The sequence below is a fragment of the Parvularcula dongshanensis genome, from assembly GCF_014199615.1.
GTDB classification, from domain to species: domain Bacteria; phylum Pseudomonadota; class Alphaproteobacteria; order Caulobacterales; family Parvularculaceae; genus Parvularcula; species Parvularcula dongshanensis.
Map to the genome: position 1 here is coordinate 99,766 of NZ_JACHOB010000002.1, position 20,150 is coordinate 119,915.

Sequence of the window (20,150 nt, forward strand, 5' to 3'; positions counted from 1 at the left end):
CGCCTTGTCGCGATGCGCCGCCGCCTTGTCCAGACCGCTACGGCCAAACCAACGCGGCATGGCGCGCTTGCGACCTCATTGACCCTCGATAAGGTGCACTGCAACAGCAGACACGAGTCGATCCGATGCGCCCTCTCTTCCTGACGCTCCTCGCCAGCACCGCCCTCACCGCCTGCGGCGGAGGCGACGAGCCGCCTGCCGCCTCCGAGGTCACCGTCGAGGAGACTGAGCCCGGCGCGCAGAACCAGAACTCCGTCGAAGCCGAGACTGCGCGTCTCGACGAGTGGTTCGCCGCCCGCTTCGAGGAGCAGCTCGACTTCTCGCCGATCACCAAGACCACGCTCGGCCGCAAGGACGAGGACTACGACCAGATCGACGACATGTCCGAGGCCGCCGAGGACCGCCAGCTCGCCTGGTACCGCTCGACGGTCGAGGAGCTCGAAGAAGAGTTCGACCGCGACATGCTGACGCCCGAGGCGAAGACGTCCTACGACCTCTGGGTCTACGACCTCGAGCAGCAGGAGAAGTCCCTGCCCTACCGGCGCAAGGCCTACACCTTCACGCAGATGCAAGGCCCGCAGGCCTTCCTTCCGAACTTCCTCATCAACTTCCACGCCGTCGAAACCGACGAGGACATGCAGGCCTACGTGACGCGAATCGGCGGCGTGGCGAAGGCGATCGGCCAGCTGCAGGAGCGCGCGCAGGCGGGCCTGGACGAAGGCACGCGCCCCCCGCGCTTCGCCTATGACGGCGTGATCGCCCAGTCCCGCGCGCTCATCACCGGTGCGCCCTTCGAGGGCGAGGGCGAGGCGCCGCTGTGGTCCGACGCGAAGGCGAAGATCGCGGCCCTCGAAGAGGCGGGCACGATCGACGCCGAGCGCGCCGAGACCCTGCGCGAGGAGACGCGGACGGCGCTGCTGGAAGAGTTCGGCCCCGCCTATGAGGACCTCATCGCCTTCATCGAAGAGGACATGCCGAACACGACCGAACTCGCCGAGGGCGTCGGCAGCCTGCCGGACGGTAAGAACTACTACGAGGTCGCGCTTCAGACCTCGACCACGACCGACATGACGCCGGACGAGGTCCACGAGCTCGGCCTCTCCGAGGTCGCCCGCATCAGGGGCGAGATGGAGGCGATCAAGGACGAGGTCGGGTTCGAGGGGACTCTTCAAGAGTTCTTCGAGTTCATGCGGACGGACGACCAGTTCTTCTATCCGAACACGGACGAGGGGCGCGAGGAGTACCTTAAAAGCGCGCGCGAGCACCTCGCCTTCATCGAAGAGCGTCTGCCCGACTTCTTCGGCATCCTGCCCAAGGCAGGCCTGACGGTGAAGCGGGTCGAGGCCTTCCGCGAGGAGGACGGCGGCGCGCAGCACTACTACCCCGGCACGCCCGACGGCTCGCGCGACGGCATCTTCTACGCCCACCTCAGCGACATGCGCGCCATGCCGATCCCGCAGCTCGAGGTGATCGCCTATCACGAGGGCGTGCCCGGCCACCACATGCAGATCTCGATCGCGCAGGAACTCGAGGGCGTGCCCGAGTTCCGTACTCAGAACTTCTACGGCTCCTACGTCGAAGGCTGGGCGCTCTACTCGGAGATCCTCGCCAAGGAGATGGGCGCCTATGACGACGCCTACTCCGACTTCGGGCGCCTGACGACGGAGATCTGGCGCGCGATCCGCCTCGTCCTCGACACCGGCCTTCACTCGAAGGGCTGGAGCGAGGAGGAGGCCGTCCAGTACTTCATGGACAACTCGCCCGCCGCCGAAGGGCAGATCCGCTCGGAAGTCCGCCGTTACCTCGTCTGGCCGGGCCAGGCGACGACCTACAAGATCGGTATGCTGAAGATCCAGGAGCTCCGCGCCCGGGCCGAGGAGGCGCTCGGCGATGACTTCGACGTCCGCGCCTTCCACGACACGGTCCTTGGCGGCGGCGCCCTGCCGCTCGACATCCTAGAGCGGCGCGTCGACGAGTGGATCGCGGATCAGCAGGCCGCGTGACGGCCGAAGAGCGAACGCCCGACGCCTCGGTCGGCCTCATCGACCGGGCGCCGGCGCCCGTCCGCCCCTACCTCCGCCTCATGCGGGCGGACCGGCCGGCGGGGGCGTGGCTCCTCTACTGGCCGTGCCTTTGGGGCGCGCTGATCGCGCGGCCCGAGACGATGGGGGCGGAGGCGTTCTGGCGCCTCGTGGTGCTCTTCGGCATCGGCGCCTTCGTCATGCGCTCGGCGGGCTGCGTCTACAACGACGTCGTCGACCGCGACCTCGACGCGCAGGTCGCGCGCACGGCGTCGCGCCCGATCGCGTCCGGCAGGGTCAGCGTGAAGGCCGGATGGGCGCTGCTCGTCGGCCTCTCGCTGATCGGCCTCCTCGTCCTCGTCCAGCTTCCCCTGCCCGCCATCCTCGCCGGCGTCCTCAGCCTCGGCCTCGTCGCCGCCTATCCCTTCATGAAGCGGGTCACTTGGTGGCCGCAGGCCTGGCTCGGCCTCACCTTCAACTGGGGCGTCGTCGTCGGGTCCGCGGCGGTCGCGGGGGCCGTTACCCTGCCAGCCCTGCTGACCTACGCAGCCGGGCTCTTCTGGACCCTCGGCTACGACACGATCTACGCCTGCCAGGACATCGAGGACGACGCGCTCGCCGGCGTGAAGTCCTCGGCCCGCCGCCTCGGTACGCAGGCCAAGGGCGGCGTCGCGGGCTTCTACGCCGCCAGCACCGCGTTCCTCGCTGCCGCGCTCTTCGTCGCAGGCGCAGGTCCCTGGACCGCTCTCGCGCTCCTTCCCGGCGCGCAGCTCGCCTGGCAGGCGGTGCGCTTCGCCCCGCCCGACGGCCCGCTCTGCCTCTCCCTCTTCAAGTCGAACGTTTGGACAGGTGCGCTCGTCACGGTCGCATGCCTGGCGGGCTGACCCCATATGGCGCCGAAGAGGCACTGGAGGGCCCCATGACGATCAGCCGCAGGCACCTTCTGCAGGCCGGCGCGGCACTGACCGCGATGACCGCCTGTTCGGCCAGCAGCCGCGACGAGGAGACAAAGATGAGCAACACCGCAGCCGCCCAAAGCGGCACCGACTGGGCAAGCCTCAGCGACGCCGAGTGGAAGAAGCGTTTGACCGAGGAAGAGTACCGCGTCCTGCGCAAGGAAGGCACGGAACGCTCCGGCACCAGCCCCCTCAATCAGGAGAAGCGCCAAGGACAGTTCGTGTGCGCAGGCTGTGCCCTGCCGCTCTTCGCCTCGGACACGAAGTTCGAGAGCGGCACGGGCTGGCCGTCCTTCTTCGATCATCTGCCTGGCGCGGTCGAAACGAAGACCGATTTCAAGCTGATCTACCCGCGCAAGGAGTACCACTGCGCGCGTTGCGGCGGGCATCAGGGCCACGTCTTCAACGACGGCCCAGAGCCAACCGGCCTTCGCTACTGCAACAACGGCGTCGCGCTCGACTTCGTGCCCGCCGACGACGCGGCCTAGCAGAGCACCCAGGCTTCCGCGCCGTCCGCCCCCAGGCGGCGGCGGCGCAGGAAGCCGGCTTCGTCCCGCCGGACCTCCGTGCGGGCTTCTTCCGGCGTCACGCCCGGCAGCGCGATCTCGTCGCCGTAGGTGATCACGCCACCCGTGAACTGCGCCTCATTCTGGGAAGAGTTCATGACCACGTAGATCGGTACGTCCGCCTCGATCCAACCGCCGGGAAAGTCCGACGGCATGCTCTGACCGTCGAGCCGCGCGGAGCAGGGGCAAAGCTGATCGTCCGGAGTGGTGACGGCGTTCTGCCGCGTCAGAGGAAGGGTCGCGAAGAGCGATCCGTCGCTACGGTAGATCGCCGCCGTGCCCTCATGCGGACTGGCGAGCGCGAAGCAGGAATCCTTTCCCGTCCCTTGGGCCTTGGTCGCGAGCGGCACGGGCACGCGCTGCGCTAGCGCGCCGACCGGATAGTGCGGCGTCGCCTCTCCTCCCTCGCCATCCGCGCCGGAGTAGGAACTGATCGGCCCGCTCGCGCGCAGGATAACGAAGTCTTCGGGCGAGTAGTCGTTCGAGTTCGCCCCGGTCTCGGCCGCGAGGTCCACTGGACTGCCCGGCGACACGGTGAAGCTGCCGCGCCTGCCGTCCTGCAGATACCAAGAGACGACGGTGTCGGCGTACAGCGCGGAGACGTAGCCTTGCCGGGCGTGCCCGATGATCTGGGTCGAAAGCGGCGGCACCAGCCGCAGGTCGGACACCACGTCCCCGCCGCCAAGGCCCGATGCCACGCCGACGAAGATCGGCTGGTCGGCGATGACTTGGAACTCCGCATCGGCATCGGTTTGCAGCTCAGCGAAGCCGAACGCGCCGAGCGCTGCGCTGTCGACCTCGGCCGTACCGGCGCCGTTCAGGAGGCGGACGGTCGCGGGTACAGCGCCCGCGCTGACGAAGACGCGTCCCGCCCCGCCCGCGCTGCGGCGAAAGGCGTAGAAGAAGAACTGGCGCCCCGCGAACCCTTCGAGGCCGAGCGGCATGGGCGAGCGGTCCGAGCCGCTTGCCGTGTCGCTCGCCCCGCCGACCCCGCCCGTCGAGACGATCACCGCGCCCGCGCTCAGGCCCGTGAGCACCGCGACCTCGCCGAGCGACATGAAGAGGCGCTGCCTCACATTGCGGCCGACATAGGCGGCGCCGTCGTCGTAGACCTCGACCACGTTGCGCTCGGCGGCGCTCGCGACCTGCACGATGCCGGTCGTCGTGTAGAGGACGATCTGCGTCGTACGCGCCAGGTTCCCGCCCAGGACGCCGCCGCCCGCGACGAGGTCGGCGCGCAGAAGGTCCGTGAAGGCCTTGGCGGTCAACGCGGCCTCGCCGGCCGTCACGCCGCCGCCCGATCCGAAGTCGGTGTTCGGGAAGCTGACCGCACCCGTCGCTCGGTCGATGCGAAGCGCCGTAGACCAGGCGTTCCCGTCCGCGCTCACCTTGAAGGAGAAGTCGTCCTCGCCGGCGAGGCCCATCTCCGCCCTGCCCGACCAGTCCGACTGGAAGACGACCGAGGCCGTGCCGCCCGCCGCCGCCTTGTTCAGCGTGTGCCGCACGTCGCCGGAGCCCTGTCCGCTCGCGTCGTCGTGGCTGTGAAGGATGGCGTCCGACTTCACGGTCAGGCGGTTCGTATCGTCCGCGGCGGCATTCACGCCGAAGCGGGCCGCCGCCTCCTGCGGAGCCGCCGCACCGCCGCCCGTCATGCCGCGCCACGAACCGCCGTCCCAGACCCGGTGCGTGCCCTCGTCCTCGACATAGGCGGTCATGCCAGGCGTCGGCGCAAAGACCGCCCACGCGCCGTCCTGATAGACGACGACCGCGTCGGCCGCGAAGGCGTCCCAGGCCGGACCGCCCGCTTCTTCCGTCAGGATGTAGCCGTCGCCCGGCAGGGGCGACGTCGGCTCCGACGCGACGCTCGCGGACCGGACGCTCATCTGCACCAAGGCGTCGAGCGCGCGGAACGTCTCGTTGACGGTGACGTGCTTCTGCGCCTGCGCGGCGATGACGTAGGGCAGGCCGTGACGGTCGGTGGTTTCCATGGAGCTTCCTCGCGAGGTTTGCGAAGGAGCATGAGGGCCGAATGGACGGCGGGGATAAGTCCGGGGGGCCGTCCTTAGCCAGACGGTCTCAATGCTGTGTAGTAGTGGTTGCCGCCCCGGTCCGTGTCCTCGCCGGTCGGGATCAGCCCGGCACGGACGAGCAGGTCGCGATACCTTTCCGCGCCGAGCGAGACCGAGCGGCGTCCCGTCAGGACATCGTTCCACGAACAGGCCTGCGAGGGCGCGGAGAAGATGAGGCGGCCGCCGGGCCGGAGCGCGGTGGCGGCCCGGGCGATCACGTCGCGCTGGACGTCGGTCGGCAAGAGGAAGATCAAGCCTACCGCCAGGATGCCGCCGAACGTCCGGCCGAAGAACGCGCTCGCCTCGACGGGCTCGCAAGCGGCCGCGGCGTCCGGAAAGCGTTCACGGAACGCGGCGACCATGGCCGGAGACGCATCGACCGCGTGAAGATCGAACCCTTCGGCGATGAGCGCCGCGGCCAGCGGTTCGCCCGACCCTGCGCCGAGGTCGAGGACCGCGCAGCCCGGCGGCAGGGAGGCTGCCCAGCGCCGCACGACGCCCAGCCCGACCGGCGTGCGGGCCGCCAGGAAGCCCGCTGCGACCGCGTCCCAACCGTTCGATCTGTCCCGGGTCACCCATCCCCTCCGCCTTGCACACCGAAGCCCAGCGAGCTTACCCCCGCCCCTCGCTCCCGTGCCACCTTCCGGCCCTCGACGAGCGGCCGGGGTGGGGCGGCGGTCCGGTACCCGGCAGCGCGGGTCGTTGGCCGCCCGGGCCTTCGTTCCTACATCGTTCCCATGAAGCCAGAGGCTCTGCTGCACCCCACCCCCGCGGGCCTCTACTGCCCCCCCGGCGACTTCTACATCGACCCCGTCCGCCCCGTGGACCGGGCCGTCGTCACGCATGGCCATGCCGACCACGCCCGCTCGGGCCACGGCGCGGTGCTCGCGACGCCCGAGACGCTGGAGATCATGGCGACCCGCTACGGCGAGGACTTCACCGAACGCCGCCAATCGGCCGAGATCGGCGAGGTCGTGAACCTCAACGGCGTCGCCCTCTGGCTCGTGCCCGCCGGTCACGTCCTCGGCTCGGCCCAGGCCGTGGTCGAACACAAGGGCACCCGCATGGTCGTCACGGGCGACTACAAACGCAGGCGCGACCCCACCTGCGCTGGCTTCGAGCCCGTGCCCTGCGACGTCCTCATCTCGGAGGCGACCTTCGGCCTGCCGGTCTTCCGCCATCCGGACACGGCCGGCGAGGTCGCGAAGCTCCTCCACTCCTTGGAGCAGTTTCCCGAGCGCGCCCACCTCGTCGGCGCCTACGCGCTCGGCAAGGCGCAAAGGATAATCCGCCATCTGCGCGAGCAGGGCTACGACGAGACGATCTACATCCACGGCGCGATGCAGCGCCTCTGCGACCTCTACGAGCGTCTGGGCGTGCCCTTGGGTCCCCTCGCGCCCGCCACGGTCAAGGACGGCCGCGGCGCGAAGCAGGACTTCGAAGGCAAGGTCGTCGTCTGCCCGCCCTCCGCCATGGGCTCGACCTGGGCCCGGCGCTTCCCCGACCCCGTCATCGCCTTCGCCTCCGGGTGGATGCGGGTCCGTCAGCGCGCCAAGCAGAAGGGCGTCGAGCTGCCCCTTATCGTCTCGGACCACGCCGATTGGGACGAGCTGACAGACACGGTTCGCGAGGTCGACCCGCACCAGCTCTGGGTCACCCATGGGCGCGAGGACGCGCTCGTCCGCTGGGCCGAGGTCGAGGGCCGGGTCGCCCGGCCGCTGCACCTCATCGGCTACGAGGACGAGAATGACTGAGGGGGCGGGCGCATGATCCGCTTCGCTGGCCTCCTCGACCGGCTGATCTTCACGCCGGGGCGCAACGCGAAGGTGCGCATCCTGACGGACTACTTCCGCGAGGCGCCGGACCCCGAGCGCGGCTGGGCCGTGGCGGCGATCACGCGCGACCTCGACATCAAGACGATCAAGGCCGGCCAGATCAAGCAGCTCGTCTACACCCGCGTCGACGGCGCGCTCTTCGACATGAGCCACGACTATGTCGGCGACCTCGCAGAGGCCGCGGCGCTGATCTGGCCCGAGAAGCCGGGGCAGAACTACGTCCCCACCCTCACCGACGCGGTCGAGACGCTGAACGGCGTCACCCGCACGGAGGCCTTGGAGGTCGTCGAGCGCTGGTTCGACGCCCTCGACGCGTCCGGCCGCTGGGCGCTGATCAAGCTCGCCACGGGGGGCTTACGGATCGGCGTCGCCGCGCGCCTCGTGAAGGTCGCCCTCGCCGAGTACGGCGGCAAGCCCGTCCAGGAGATCGAGGAGCTCTGGCACGGCCTCAAGCCGCCCTACCTTTCCCTCTTCTCTTGGCTCGAAGGCGGCGAGAAGCCCGCTTCCGCCGCGGCCGCCCCCTTCCGCCCCGTCATGCTGTCCCACCCGATCGAAGAGGCGGACAAGCCCAAGATCGACCTCGCCGAGATGTCGGCGGAGTGGAAGTGGGACGGCATCCGCGTCCAGGCGGTGCGAGAGGGCGATGAGCGTCGCGTCTACTCCCGCACCGGCGACGACATCGGCGGCGCCTTCCCCGACATCCTCGCCGCCATGCCCTTCGACGCGGCGATCGACGGCGAGCTTCTGGTCTTCGACCCGCACGTCCGCGACCGCTTCGCCGTGCGGCCCTTCAACGACCTGCAACAAAGGCTCAACCGCAAGACCGTCAGCCAAAAGATGATGAAGAGCCACCCCGCCTTCATCCGCGCCTACGACCTTTTGTGGCTCGAAGGCGAAGACCTCCGCCCCCTCCCCTTCGAGGAGCGCCGCGCGCGTCTCGAAGGTCTACTGCTGAGGGAACACCGGGCGAGCCCCGACGGGGACGAGCGCTTCGACCTGTCCGAGGTCGTGGACCTCCCCGATTGGGACGCGCTCGCCACGGCCCGCGCCAACCCGCCGCTCGACGCGATCGAAGGCGTGATGCTCAAGCGGCGCTCGTCGGTCTACGTCCCCGGCCGCCCCAAGGGCGAGTGGTGGAAGTGGAAGCGAGAGCCCTTCCTCGTCGACGCGGTGATGATGTACGCGCAGCGCGGCCACGGAAAGCGCAGCTCCTACTACTCCGACTACACCTTCGGCGTCTGGAAGGATGCGGAGAACGGCCGCGAGCTCGTCCCCGTCGGCAAGGCCTATCACGGCTTCACCGACGAGGAGCTTCGCAAGATCGACAAGTACGTCCGCGACAACACCATCGCCCGCTACGGCCCCGTCCGCTCCGTCCGCGCCGACGAGGACAAGGGCCTCGTCCTCGAGATCGCCTTCGAGGGCCTCGGCCGCTCCACCCGCCACAAGTCCGGCGTTGCCATGCGCTTTCCGCGCGTCAGCCGCCTGCGCTGGGACAAGCCGAGCCGCGAGGCCGACACGATCGAGACGCTCGAAGCGATGCTGCCCGAGGAGGCGTAGGCGCCGCCGCTCTAGGTCAAGGCACGATAGGTAAAGTCCGTATACTCAACTTCCCCTTCGCCGGCCGAGAAGATCGCGGGGCGAAGGCTGCGGAAGTCGCCGAACACGTTCTGATGGTAGCCCGAGACCTCGTACCGCCAGGGATGGCGCGTCCAGGTCTTCCCGTCCGCGCTGTAGGACATGGTGACGATGTGCCGGTCGTTCTCGAGCTTCAGGCGAAGCGTGTCGCTTCGAACCGGGATGCGCAGCCAGCTGTGCTCCTGACTGTAGTTGTAGGTGTAGATCTGGCTGCCGTCGAAGCCGAAGCCGACGAAGCCGCGGCCGCTGTAGAACAAGACGATCCCGCCAATGGCCCCGCCGCGCGGTGCTATCGTCACGGACGCTTCGTAGGCTTGGTCCCCGGCGATGCAGGCGACGGGCGAGCAATCCTGCGGTCCCGTGCCCTCCGCCCTTAGGACGAGCGCCGCGTCCTCGTAGCGCGCGCGGGTCGCTTCGTTGGGCCCCGGCTCGCAGACGCTCCACTGAAGGCCGAATCGGTCGGTGGTGAAGTCGTCCGACAAGGCCTGGCCCCGCCCCGGCTCGGACGCGGGCAGCGGCTTGCGGATCGGCTGAGCGAGGTCGCCACCCAGGGCACGGAACCAACCGTCTTCCGTCCACTCTACGGGATCGAGGAGGGTCTGGCGCCCCAGCGTCATGAAGCCGTTCTCGTAGCCGTGGTAGACCATCCACCAGTCGCCGTCCGGGCCCTCGACGAGCGTGGCGTGCCCGCGCGAGAGCCAGCGCTCGTCCGGGTCCGTCGTCCGAACGATCGGGTTGTGCGGGCACTGCTCCCAGGGACCGTGGATCGAGCGAGATCGAGAGGCGACGACCATGTGCCCCGTCGGCGGTCCGGACGTGCCCCCGATCGCGGCGACGAGGTAGAAGTAGCCGCCCCTGCGCGTGATCTTCGGCCCCTCGCCCGAATACATCTCCACGATCCAGTCGTCCGGGTACTGCCACAGCTCGTAAGCCTGCTCGATCTCGCCGTCCGTCGCGAGGCCGTCGTCGGTGAGCCGGACCCGCCCGCCGCCATTGACGAACAGGTAGCGCTTGCCGTCCTCGCCGACCGCGTGGCCGGGATCGATCCGGTCGGGTATCCCAAGGTCGATCGGCTCGCTCCACGGCCCTTCGATCCGGTCGGCATGGATGACCATGATCGTCTGCCCGGCGTCGCCCACGACCGGGATGTAGATGAAGTACCGGCCATCGTGCTTGACGAGGTCGAGCGCCCAGACCGAGCCGACGGCCGTCTTGAGCGCGGTCGCGACCGGCGACCAGTTGACGAGGTCCCGGGACTGCCAGATCACGATGCCCGGCACCGTGTCGAAGGACGAGAACGTCATGTAGTAGGCGTCGCCGTCCTTGAGGACGGTCGGGTCGGCATGGTCGCCCGATAGGATCGGGTTCAGAAAGCGCCCGTCGCCGAGGTCGGGAACGCGCTGCCCCTCTACGCCGCGGCGCCACGCCGCCGGCTCGCCGCCCCCGCAAGGGGCCGCCTTCGCGCCTGACAGCGCGGTCGCGCCCGCCCCGAGCGTCAGCGACTTCATCAGATCTCTTCTAGTGCCCATCGGCTGCCCTCCGATCGGCCAACCGGCAACGCCGCGACCGTTGCGGGATCAGAGCATGGACGTACCCTGTGGCCAACCGGCGCGGACCGATCGCGGGCGACGAACGGGAAGAACGGCTCGTCTCCGAAGGTTGGACCGGGCGGCGGACGGTCTTAGGACCGCGCTGACGGACCAGACGAGCGAGCGCCCATGATCACCCTCTATGGCATCAAGACCTGCGAGACCTGCCGCAAAGCGACCCGCGCCCTCGAAGAGGCGGGCCGCGAGGTCACCGTCGTCGACCTCCGCAAGGACCCGCCGACGACCGCCTTCCTCGAAGCCCTGATCGCCGCCGCGCCCGACAAGGCGTTGAACCGCTCCTCCGCGACCTGGCGCAAGCTGCCGGACGAGGAGAAGGCGCGGGCGGAGACGGACCTCGCCGGACTGCTCCGGGACAACCCGACGCTGATCAAGCGGCCGGTGATCATGGATGAGGATGGGGGGTTATATGTAGGGTGGAACGCGGAGACGAAATTTGCACTGGGGCCGTAGACAAGCAGCACAACCAGATCAGGTCGCCGCCCGATAGATGCGGTTGAAGTCCAAGAATGCGGTTTCGCTTAGTGCTTCGACAATAGCGGCCTTCGCGGTTTGGAAGTCGACCACATAAGACAAGACCTCCATCGTCCCGGAACCGATCGAACTGCCGTCCACATGACCTAAACCAAGCCATCCGGTAAGTTCATCGAGAAGGTCTTCGAGCGCATGCCGTCGCTCCAGGTCCGTTTCTGCCTTCGTCTCTGCGACTGGATATTCCACGACCAGCTTCGCATGCTCGCTTAGCGGTATCGCTCGGAAGCCAGCTTCGTAGGCTACCTTTTTCAAACGATCATACGTCTTACGAGCATTGCTTTTATCGGTATGCGTATGACTTCTTGCTTCACCACGACTCCCGCACGTGCCCCAATGCTCGACAATAGTTAAGTCATCGGAGAACCAACCTTCTCGATAGAAGATCACCTCGCTACGCCTATTGTAGAGCTTGAACAGGGTCTCCTTTCTTACACCGTCACCGCGATCATGCATCCATATCTCTTCGGGCCGAACCGGCATCATGCTAGGATGCGGTTTGAAACTGAGCATCGGAGTGACGTCAGTTGCCGCCGTCGATCTCACGTACACTGGACCCACTTCCGCGATGACTTCGGGAACTTCTACGGACAATTCTTGTGACGCGCGCTCCACAATACCGAGAAGGATTTGGCGCTCGTCAGCCGTCACCCTCGTCCTTGCTATCTTCAATACGCACGCTTCTACCGTTGCCGCGTAGGCACGCACTCGGGTCGCCCAATTCGAAGACGCGAACTGGAGGTAATCAACCGGAGCATCGACGAAGCAGGTGGCACTCGCCTTGTGGAAGCTTTGACCCACTTTCGCAGGAATGTTCGTGAAAGGGTGTTGGCAGGAAGGCGAGGTACTCAAGCACGACATGTTCTCAAGAGGCTCGTGCTCGGCGGCCAAGCGCGCGACGATGACACCGAATGTCTGCTCGATTTGCCGAAGTGCCCGATCGACGTCTGCAGACGTGCACCCCGAGTGAACTTCTACTTTCACTTCCGCCCACCCAAACGTCGAGTTCGCAAATTATGATGGAATCCGGCTCTGTTACAGCTCACCCAGTCTCCAACTCCAACGCCTGTAGCTTCTTGATCTCGTCCCGCAGCGCCGCCGCCTTTTCGAAGTCGAGGTCCGCCGCCGCCTCGCGCATCTGGGTCTCGAGGGCCTTGAGGTGCTTCTGCATGTTGCCGCCCGCCGCGGCGTAGGCGGCCCGTTCCTCGTTCATGGCGCCCATGCCGGTGGTCAGCTTCGCGCTCGAGAAGGTCGTGCCGTAGGCGGCCTTCGTGCCCTCGTCGTCCGAGTCCACGATCTCGGCGATCTTGGCCTTCACCGTCATCGGCGTGATGCCGTGCTCGGCGTTGTGCGCCTCCTGCTTCTCGCGCCGGCGCGTCGTCTCGGCGAGCGCGCGCTCCATCGAGCCGGTGACGCCGTCGGCGTAGAGGACGACCCGTCCGTCCACGTTCCTCGCCGCCCGGCCGATCGTCTGGATCAGCGAGGTCTCGGAGCGCAGGAATCCTTCCTTGTCCGCATCCAGGATCGCGACGAACTGGCACTCGGGGATGTCGAGGCCTTCGCGCAGGAGGTTGATGCCGATCAGCGTGTCGAAGACACCAAGCCTCAGGTCGCGAATGATCTCGATCCGCTCCACCGTGTCGACGTCGGAGTGCATGTAGCGGACCTTGACGCCCTGCTCGTGCATGTACTCCGTCAGGTCCTCGGCCATCTTCTTCGTCAGCACGGTGACGAGGCTGCGCCCGCCGCGCTTCGCCGTCTGCTTCACCTCGTCGATGACGTCGTCGACCTGGCTGAAGCCGTCCTTGGAGACCGGCCGGATCTCGACCGGCGGGTCGACGAGGCCTGTGGGGCGGATCACCTGCTCGGTGAAGACGCCGCCCGTCCGGTCGAGCTCCCACGGCCCCGGCGTCGCGGAGACGTGGCAGGTCTGCGGGCGCATGGCGTCCCACTCGTCGAACTTGAGGGGGCGGTTGTCGAGGCAGCTCGGAAGCCTGAACCCGTACTCCGCGAGCGTCCTTTTGCGCGCGTAGTCGCCTTTGAACATGGCGCCGATCTGCGGCACCGTCACGTGGCTCTCGTCACAGAAGAGGAGCGCGTTGTCGGGCAGGTACTCGAACAGGGTGGGCGGCGGCTCGCCAGGCTTCCGGCCCGTCAGGTAGCGCGAGTAGTTCTCGATCCCCTGACACGAGCCCGTCGCCTGCAGCATCTCGAGGTCGAATTGCACCCGCTGCTCCAGGCGCTGCGCTTCGAGGAGCTTGCCCTCCTCGTGCAGCTTCGGAAGCGTCTGCTTCAGCTCCGCCTTGATGCCGTCCACCGCCTTGGCGAGCGTCGGGCGGGGCGTGACGTAGTGGCTGTTCGCATACAGCTTCACGCGCGGCAGCGTCGTGATCTTCTTGCCGGTCAGCGGGTCGAACTCGACGATCTCCTCGACCTCGTCGCCGAAGAGCGTGATCCGCCAGGCCGCGTCCTCATAGTGCGCGGGGAAGACCTCGATCGTGTCGCCGCGCGCCCGGAACGTGCCCCGCGTGAACGCCGCGTCGTTGCGCTTGTACTGAAGGGCGACGAGGTCGGCGAGCAGGCGCTTGCGGTCGATCTGATCGCCTTCACTGATCGTGAAGGTCATGGCCGTGTAGGTCTCGACCGAGCCGATGCCGTAGATGCAGGACACGCTCGCGACGATGATGACGTCGTCTCGCTCGAGCAGCGCCCGGGTCGCGGAGTGCCGCATCCGGTCGATCTGCTCGTTGATCGTGGATTCCTTCTCGATGTAGGTGTCCGTGCGCGGAACGTAGGCTTCCGGCTGGTAGTAGTCGTAGTAGCTGACAAAGTACTCGACCGCGTTGTTCGGGAAGAACGCCTTGAACTCGCCGTAGAGCTGCGCGGCCAGCGTCTTGTTATGCGCGAGGATGAGGGCCGGGCGCTGCGTCGCCTCGATCACCTTCGCCATGGTGAAGGTCTTGCCCGACCCGGTGACGCCGAGCAGCACCTGGTCCTGCTCGTGCACCTCGATGCCGTCGACCAGCTCCTCGATCGCGGCGGGCTGGTCCCCCGCCGGCTCGTAGTCGGAGACGACCTGGAACTTCTTCCCGCCGTCGAGCTTGGCCGGCCGCTGAGGGCGGTGCGGCGCCCAGCCGGACGGCACCATCCGGCCGTGATAGGTCGCGATGGCTTCGGAGAAACCGGTGTCGTCGGGCAAGGTTTGAGACATGGCCGGTTATGTACGACGCAACGGCGCCGGTTCCAGTAGCGGAACGAAGGCCGAACCCTTCCCTTTCCAGGCTTTCACGTTCGCGGGAAAGCGCGGAACGACGGCGCGCTCCCGCACGTAAGTCCGACATCGAAACGGCATCCGGCCGTGGGAACGAAGGAGTTATACAATGCTAGGATGGGCTCTTACCTTCCTCGTCATCGCGATCATCGCAGCCGTGCTCGGCTTCGGCGGCATCGCCGGCGCTGCGGCGGGCATCGCGCAGATCCTGTTCTTCGTCTTCGTCGCGCTTTTCGTGATCTCTCTGATCGTGAACCTGATGCGCGGACGCGGCACCCGCGTCTGAGGCCGAAGCGACCGAAGACCGCATTCTAGGAACGAGAAGGCCGGGAGCTGTGTTCCCGGCCCGTTCGACCATTTCAGGAGACCGAATTCATGACCGAAGCCCACACCGCCCGCTCTCCGGAACTGCCCGTCGAGAGTGGCCTCTCCCATGACGGCCGCGAGGCGCTTTGCCAGAAGCTCGCGGACAACCTCGCCGGCACCTACGTTCTGTACCACAAGACCCAGACCTATCACTGGAACGTCACGGGCCCGCTCTTCTACTCGGTCCACAAGCTTACCGATAAGCAGTACAAGGACTTGGCCAAGGCGATCGACGCCATCGCCGAGCGCATCCGCGCCCTCGGCTTCCCCGCGCCCGCCGGCCTGAAGAACATCTACCAGTCGAGTGCGATCGACGATCCGACCGGCGTGCCCGAAGCGGGCGCCATGCTGCGCGAGCTGGCGCTCGACCACCAGCACCTCGCCGGGAAGATGCGCGACACGGTCGAGAAGGCCGAAGAGATCGGCGACACGTTCACGGCCGACTTCGTCACCGAACGGATCGGCACGCATGAAGAGTTCGCTTGGATGCTGAACGCCCTGGCCGTCGGCGACGATCGCGGCAGCGCGCCGGGCCAAGCCAGCGCCTAATTCCACTCACAGCCTTCGCGAGGGGGAGGGTTCGCCCTCCCCCTTTCGCATGGCGCATCGCGCTTGACCTGCTCCGATGCCCACCCCACCTCTTCTCCATGAAGATCCTGAAAGCTAGCCTGGTCTTTCTTCTCGCGCTCGGGCTTTGCATCTGGTCCGCGTCGCAAGGCGTGCTGCCGGTCGGCGACGTCGGGCACGACCTCGCCGTGGGCATCGCCGGAACGGTCGGCCTTGCCCTTGCGACCGTCTTCCGTGTGCTGGCGACGGTTCTTATACCGCTGCTGGCCGTCTTGCGCGTTCTCGCAGCGCCGATAGCGCTGGGCGGACTTCTCTACCTTCTCATCCGGTCGGCGCGACGGGCTTAAGTAGAGTTACAGTAAGTTAGGGCGCCTTCTTTCAGCCGCCTCGGCCGCGGATTTACCTTATCAGGACCACTGCGGCGCCGAACCCAGGCACGATCTTCTCTTTACGACGCGCTCTTTGCGTTGCCCTTTTGAGAGGTTCTTATGATGAAGCCCATCTGCTTGTCCGTCGCCGCGCTTTGCCTTGCCGGTGTCGCCGTCGCGCAGGAGAGCGATGCGCCCGCGCCGCAGCCCCAACCGCAGAGCGTTTCCGAAGCTTTCGACGAGATCGACGCGGATCACGATGGCCAGGTCGTGGAAGAAGAGTTCGTGGCTTATGTCGGCCCCGGCACCGAGGCACAGTTCGAAGCCGTGTCGGGCGGTGACGGCGTCATGACGCTCGCCGAGCTCGAGGCTTTGGTGACCTCGGGCCCGCAAACACGGACGCAGTAAGAAGAGAAGTGGTGGAGCCGAGCGGAATCGAACCGCTGGCCTCGTCATTGCGAACGACGCGCTCTACCAACTGAGCTACGGCCCCAACGCGGCGGTGAATAGGCGTCGCGTCGGGGCCGGTCAAGCGGCGAGGAGGGGTTCTCGGCGCCCTCGCGGAAAGCTTCCGTTCCGCTGGCGAAATCGTACCGAGCGCTGGCGAGGACGTCTGGTCGTTCCCATTTGTGAACCAGCAGAAGCGTTTCCTTCCAATGGTCTACTGGTCCTCTTCCCTCTTCGACCGCGCCGAGTACGACGCGTTCTCCCGCCGCCTCTTCTTGTGGTTCGCGGGCGATGCGGACCCTTACGCCTATGAGGGCGTGCCCTTGGCCGTTTGGCACGGCCTGCAACGGGCGCCTTCGAAGGGCGCCTACTTCGCGCGCGCGATCAGGAACCGCTACGAAGGGGTCAAGTCGGCGGCGTGATCGGCCAGGGCGTCGGCATGGGCCTTCGCCTCTAGGACGTAGTGCGCCGCGCCAAGACGGGCGGCCGCCCCCTCCCCCTCCTTCAAGGACCGTAACCGCCGGGCTGGCAATCCGCCCCACATCTCGCCGGCCGGCACGCGTTTCCTCGGTGCGAGGAAGGCCCCCGCGGCCAGAAAGCCGCCCGTCTCGACGACCGAACCGTCCAGCATGGTCGATCCCATGCCGACGAAGCCGCCGTCCTGAACGTGGGCGCCGTGAAGCAGGCATCGATGACCGATCAACGCCTCTTCGCCGATCTCGACCGGCAAGCCGCCCATCTCCGGGGCGTCGACGTGAATGACGGTGCCGTCCTGTACGTTGCTGCGCGCGCCGATGCGGATCGCATTCGTGTCGGCACGCAGGACGCAACCATACCATACGGAAGCCTCCTCCCCGACTTCGACATCGCCGATGAGGACCGCGCCCGGCGCCACGAAGGCGGTCTCATGAACCCGCGGCGTCTTCCCACCGAACGGAAGCAGAAGCGCCTCCACCCTCAGGACTCCGTTGCCGCCGCGTCGTCCGTCGGCGTCAGCGTCTCGCCATCCGGCGCCTCGCCGCTCCATTCGTAGAGGCCGTCGACAAGACAGCGGGCGTTGTCGAAGCTGTCGGTGGTCGACAGCGGCGAGATCGCGGACGAGACGAAGAGGTAGTCGCCCTGCGTCAGGCAGGACTGGCTGGCGCCGCGCGGGTCGAACCCGACGCGCTGGACGAATTCGAGCGGCTGGCAGACGCCCCTGATCGTCGCGAGGTAGCGCTCTTGCGGCCCCTTGCGAAGGACGACGCCTTCGCCTTGATCCCACTCGGAGAAGCCGTCGATGCTGCCGAGGAAGCAGACCTGTCCGACTTCGGCGCCGATCCGGGGATCGTCCAGACCGAGCAGGGTCTCATCCCCGCCCCCACCGTCCGTGGTCGTGCAGGCGGCGAGGAGTAGGAACGGCAAGACTGTTTGAATGCGCATGAGACTTCCTCCTGACCCCGAGGTTAGGGTTCGGTGCCCCGCTAGCAAGCGAGTGCCCCTGTCCTTGTTCGGCCGAAGCGAAGCTGCCACAGGGGCGGACGCGCCCGGATCCTCGGGCATGACGGGTCGGGATCGGGGTCGCAAAGCATGGCTGCGGGAAGCGTGACGGTGCCGCCGGCCGTTTGGGCCAGCCTGATCGCAGCGGCGCTGGCGACTCTCGGCCTCGTCGCAGCGGCGCTGCGCAGCGACTGGGCGGTCCGTCAGAGCCCCTACTTCACCACCTTCGCCGCCGGCGTCCTGGTCACGACGGCGTTGATGCTGCTGCCCGCAGCGGCCACGCTCAGCACGAGCGCGCCGTTCGCCGCCTTGGCCGGCTACCTTCTTCTTTACGGCGTGAACCTCTCCTTCAAGGAGACGGTCGGCGCCGCCTTGGCGCCGTTGCTCGCGATCGGGCTTCATTCCTTCTTCGACGGAATAGAGTACGGCGTTCTCTTCGCGCATGACGAGCATATGGGCGCGGTCGCATCGGTAGGCCTCGTGGCGCACGAGTTCGCCGAGGGCGTCGTCCTCTTCGCGGTGCTGCGCGCCGCAGGTCTGCGTCTGTCCCGCGCGCTGCTCGGCGCCTTCCTCGGCGCGGCGGCGACGACGCCCGTCGGCGCGATCGCTTCCCAGGGGCTGCTGGCCGTCCTGCCGGTCTCCGGACTCGGTCTGCTGCTCGCGGGTGCTGCGGGCGCGCTCCTCTACGTCGGCGCGACGCACCTGCCGGGTCACCTCGGCCACAAGACGAAGCCGGCGCTCGTCGCGACCTACCTCTTCGGTGTGGCGGTCGCCCTCGCCTTCTCCTTCGGGCATGCCGACCATAGGTTCGAGAGCATCGCGGCGAGCACGGAGGTGGCGGCGGGAAGCAGATGAGCGCGGACGCCCCGATCAGGGCAAGATGGGACGCCCGCGCTCTTGTTCGTCCGGTGCGTGCCTCGGGCCCCTGGGGAGGGAGTTGTGGGCCGTCGGCTGGGGGTGAGGGTGAGAACCGCCCCGAACGATACCAACCTTAGGTTGTTTCGGTAAAAGGCAGGTTAACGCCTCGCGTTTTCGTGAGGCCGGTCTTTTGGGACGTGCGAGATCGGCTCGGACGTCCTATCTGCGCCCGATGCAGGACAACTCACATGCGGCGCTCGTCCTTCTTTCGGGTGGCCAGGACTCCGCGACCTGCCTCGCCTGGGCGCTGGACCGGTTCGAGCGGGTGGAGACCATCGGCTTCGACTATGGGCAGCGCCACAAGGTCGAACTGGAGGCGCGGCAGGTCGTCCGTCGGAAGCTGGCCGCCCTCAAGGACTGGGGTTCTCGCCTGGGTGCCGATCACGGCGCGGACCTTCGCGGCCTGTCCCAGCTCGGCGAGACCGCGATGACGAGCGAAGTCGCCTTCGCCGCCGAGGCGTCAGGTCTTCCCAACACCTTCGTTCCGGGACGAAACCTCGCCTTCCTCGTCCTGGCGGGCGCCCTCGCCTATCGCCGGGGCCTCGGCGTCCTCGTCGGCGGGATGTGCCAGACCGACTACTCGGGTTACCCCGATTGCCGAGAGGACGCGGTGCAAGCCCAAGCCGAAGCCCTGCGCCTCGGCATGGCGACCGACATGCGTGTCGAGACGCCGCTGATGGATCTGACGAAGGCGCAGAGCTGGCAGCTGGCCGAGACGATCGGCGGCGAAGCCTTGGTCGAGGTCATCCGCGTCGACACGCACACCTGCTACCGCGGCGAGCGCGGCACGCTGCACGAATGGGGCTATGGCTGCGGCGACTGCCCGGCCTGCGAGCTGCGGGCGAAGGGTTGGCGGGAGTACCGGGCCCGGTGAGCTACGCCGTCAAGGAGATCTACTACACGCTTCAGGGCGAAGGCGCGCAGGCAGGGCGCGCCGCCGTGTTCCTGCGCTTCGCGGGCTGCAACCTCTGGTCCGGGCGGGAAGAGGACCGGGCGCGCGCCGTTTGCAGCTTCTGCGACACGGACTTCGTCGGCATGGACGGCCCCGGAGGCGGACGATTCGCGACGGCACGCGACCTCGCGGCGACCATTGCGGGCCACTGGCCGACCGGCGCGGAAGGCGGCGTCCCTTACGTCGTGTGTACGGGCGGCGAGCCGCTCCTCCAGCTCGATGGTGACCTCATCGAGGCACTCCACGAGCGCGGCTTCGAGGTCGGCGTGGAGACCAACGGCACCCTGCCCGCCCCGCCGGGGCTCGACTGGATCTGCGTCAGCCCCAAGGCCGACGCTGAGATCGTCCTGACCGAGGGCTCGGAGTTGAAGCTCGTCTTTCCGCAAGCGAAGGCGCGGCCCGAGCGCTTCGCCGGTCTCGCCTTCACGCACCACTTCCTCCAGCCCATGGACGGACCGGAGAGAGTGACGAACACGGCGGCGGCGATCGACTACTGCCGCCGCCATCCTAAGTGGCGCCTGTCGGTTCAGACGCACAAGGTGACGGGAATCCCCTGAGG

21 protein-coding genes and 1 tRNA gene are annotated in these 20,150 nt (G+C 67.6%); 14 read left to right on the plus strand and 8 right to left on the minus strand.

Annotated elements, in window-relative coordinates; translation table 11 throughout:
• The first annotated feature begins 125 nt into the window (after window positions 1-125).
• From GGQ59_RS06125 to msrB, 3 genes are all read left to right on the plus strand, one after another.
• The gene (locus GGQ59_RS06125; protein WP_183816908.1) at window positions 126-2,003 is read left to right on the plus strand and encodes a DUF885 domain-containing protein; all 1,878 of its coding nucleotides are present in this window, start codon (window positions 126-128) and stop codon (window positions 2,001-2,003) included.
• Window positions 2,000-2,905 (plus strand): 4-hydroxybenzoate octaprenyltransferase, encoded by a 906-nt coding sequence (gene ubiA / locus GGQ59_RS06130; protein WP_183816909.1) that lies wholly within the window; start codon window positions 2,000-2,002, stop codon window positions 2,903-2,905. The genes GGQ59_RS06125 and ubiA overlap by 4 nt, the downstream gene beginning before the upstream one ends.
• 128 nt (window positions 2,906-3,033) lie before the next feature.
• Window positions 3,034-3,465 carry a peptide-methionine (R)-S-oxide reductase MsrB gene (msrB, locus tag GGQ59_RS06135; protein WP_343074295.1) on the plus strand — a complete coding sequence of 144 codons (432 nt, stop codon included), beginning with the start codon at window positions 3,034-3,036 and terminating at the stop codon, window positions 3,463-3,465.
• On the opposite strand, the gene GGQ59_RS06140 is transcribed toward msrB, so the two are convergent.
• Both GGQ59_RS06140 and GGQ59_RS06145 read right to left on the minus strand, forming a co-directional pair.
• On the minus strand, window positions 3,462-5,531 hold the full coding sequence (locus tag GGQ59_RS06140) for a DUF2793 domain-containing protein (protein WP_183816910.1): 2,070 nt from the start codon (window positions 5,529-5,531) through the stop codon (window positions 3,462-3,464). The two genes, msrB and GGQ59_RS06140, sit on opposite strands and share 4 nt — an antisense overlap.
• Before the next feature lie 74 nt (window positions 5,532-5,605).
• On the minus strand, window positions 5,606-6,187 hold the full coding sequence (locus GGQ59_RS06145; RefSeq protein WP_221400911.1) for a methyltransferase domain-containing protein: 582 nt from the start codon (window positions 6,185-6,187) through the stop codon (window positions 5,606-5,608).
• A gap of 162 nt (window positions 6,188-6,349) precedes the next feature.
• Between GGQ59_RS06145 and GGQ59_RS06150 the strand changes: the two genes are divergently transcribed.
• Window positions 6,350-7,366, plus strand: coding sequence for a ligase-associated DNA damage response exonuclease (locus GGQ59_RS06150; protein ID WP_183816912.1), 1,017 nt, complete (start codon window positions 6,350-6,352; stop codon window positions 7,364-7,366).
• Between the two features lie 12 nt (window positions 7,367-7,378).
• Window positions 7,379-9,007: a cisplatin damage response ATP-dependent DNA ligase gene (locus GGQ59_RS06155; RefSeq protein ID WP_183816913.1), complete on the plus strand. Its 1,629-nt coding sequence runs from the start codon at window positions 7,379-7,381 to the stop codon at window positions 9,005-9,007.
• Window positions 9,008-9,018: 11 nt separating this feature from the next.
• Here GGQ59_RS06155 and GGQ59_RS06160 read toward each other — a convergent pair whose 3' ends face one another.
• The gene (locus tag GGQ59_RS06160; RefSeq protein WP_183816914.1) at window positions 9,019-10,614 is read right to left on the minus strand and encodes a family 43 glycosylhydrolase; all 1,596 of its coding nucleotides are present in this window, start codon (window positions 10,612-10,614) and stop codon (window positions 9,019-9,021) included.
• A gap of 189 nt (window positions 10,615-10,803) precedes the next feature.
• On the opposite strand from GGQ59_RS06160, the gene GGQ59_RS06165 reads away from it, so the two are divergent.
• On the plus strand, window positions 10,804-11,145 hold the full coding sequence (locus GGQ59_RS06165; protein WP_183816915.1) for an arsenate reductase family protein: 342 nt from the start codon (window positions 10,804-10,806) through the stop codon (window positions 11,143-11,145).
• A gap of 18 nt (window positions 11,146-11,163) precedes the next feature.
• Here GGQ59_RS06165 and GGQ59_RS06170 read toward each other — a convergent pair whose 3' ends face one another.
• Window positions 11,164-11,874 (minus strand): hypothetical protein, encoded by a 711-nt coding sequence (locus tag GGQ59_RS06170; RefSeq protein ID WP_183816916.1) that lies wholly within the window; start codon window positions 11,872-11,874, stop codon window positions 11,164-11,166.
• A 391-nt stretch (window positions 11,875-12,265) separates the two neighbouring features.
• On the minus strand, window positions 12,266-14,371 hold the full coding sequence (gene uvrB / locus GGQ59_RS06175) for an excinuclease ABC subunit UvrB (RefSeq protein WP_425511352.1): 2,106 nt from the start codon (window positions 14,369-14,371) through the stop codon (window positions 12,266-12,268).
• A 232-nt stretch (window positions 14,372-14,603) separates the two neighbouring features.
• Here uvrB and GGQ59_RS06180 point away from each other — a divergent pair, with 232 nt between their 5' ends.
• The 4 genes from GGQ59_RS06180 (at window position 14,604) to GGQ59_RS06195 (ending at window position 16,203) form a co-directional block, all read left to right on the plus strand.
• On the plus strand, window positions 14,604-14,780 hold the full coding sequence (locus tag GGQ59_RS06180; protein WP_183816918.1) for a DUF1328 domain-containing protein: 177 nt from the start codon (window positions 14,604-14,606) through the stop codon (window positions 14,778-14,780).
• Between the two features lie 89 nt (window positions 14,781-14,869).
• The gene (locus tag GGQ59_RS06185) at window positions 14,870-15,409 is read left to right on the plus strand and encodes a Dps family protein (protein ID WP_183816919.1); all 540 of its coding nucleotides are present in this window, start codon (window positions 14,870-14,872) and stop codon (window positions 15,407-15,409) included.
• Between the two features lie 98 nt (window positions 15,410-15,507).
• Window positions 15,508-15,774 carry a hypothetical protein gene (locus GGQ59_RS06190; RefSeq protein WP_183816920.1) on the plus strand — a complete coding sequence of 89 codons (267 nt, stop codon included), beginning with the start codon at window positions 15,508-15,510 and terminating at the stop codon, window positions 15,772-15,774.
• A gap of 141 nt (window positions 15,775-15,915) precedes the next feature.
• Entirely contained in the window at window positions 15,916-16,203 is a 288-nt protein-coding gene (locus GGQ59_RS06195) for an EF-hand domain-containing protein (RefSeq protein ID WP_183816921.1), read from the plus strand.
• A gap of 9 nt (window positions 16,204-16,212) precedes the next feature.
• On the opposite strand, the gene GGQ59_RS06200 is transcribed toward GGQ59_RS06195, so the two are convergent.
• Window positions 16,213-16,288 (minus strand) — tRNA-Ala (locus GGQ59_RS06200).
• 136 nt (window positions 16,289-16,424) lie between these two features.
• On the opposite strand from GGQ59_RS06200, the gene GGQ59_RS06205 reads away from it, so the two are divergent.
• Window positions 16,425-16,664, plus strand: coding sequence for a KTSC domain-containing protein (locus tag GGQ59_RS06205; RefSeq protein ID WP_221400912.1), 240 nt, complete (start codon window positions 16,425-16,427; stop codon window positions 16,662-16,664).
• Here the strand turns inward: GGQ59_RS06205 and GGQ59_RS06210 are convergent.
• Entirely contained in the window at window positions 16,637-17,197 is a 561-nt protein-coding gene (locus tag GGQ59_RS06210) for a gamma carbonic anhydrase family protein (protein WP_343074281.1), read from the minus strand. The genes GGQ59_RS06205 and GGQ59_RS06210 overlap by 28 nt on opposite strands.
• Window positions 17,198-17,199: 2 nt before the next feature.
• Window positions 17,200-17,664 carry a DUF6491 family protein gene (locus GGQ59_RS06215; RefSeq protein WP_183816923.1) on the minus strand — a complete coding sequence of 155 codons (465 nt, stop codon included), beginning with the start codon at window positions 17,662-17,664 and terminating at the stop codon, window positions 17,200-17,202.
• Window positions 17,665-17,811: 147 nt separating this feature from the next.
• Here GGQ59_RS06215 and GGQ59_RS06220 point away from each other — a divergent pair, with 147 nt between their 5' ends.
• The 3 genes from GGQ59_RS06220 (at window position 17,812) to queE (ending at window position 20,148) form a co-directional block, all read left to right on the plus strand.
• Complete coding sequence (locus tag GGQ59_RS06220) at window positions 17,812-18,576, plus strand: ZIP family metal transporter (RefSeq protein WP_183816924.1); 765 nt, start codon at window positions 17,812-17,814, stop codon at window positions 18,574-18,576.
• Between the two features lie 235 nt (window positions 18,577-18,811).
• Entirely contained in the window at window positions 18,812-19,513 is a 702-nt protein-coding gene (gene queC, locus GGQ59_RS06225) for a 7-cyano-7-deazaguanine synthase QueC (RefSeq protein WP_183816925.1), read from the plus strand.
• Complete coding sequence (queE, locus tag GGQ59_RS06230; RefSeq protein ID WP_183816926.1) at window positions 19,510-20,148, plus strand: 7-carboxy-7-deazaguanine synthase; 639 nt, start codon at window positions 19,510-19,512, stop codon at window positions 20,146-20,148. The genes queC and queE overlap by 4 nt, the downstream gene beginning before the upstream one ends.
• The last annotated feature ends 2 nt before the right edge of the window (window positions 20,149-20,150 follow it).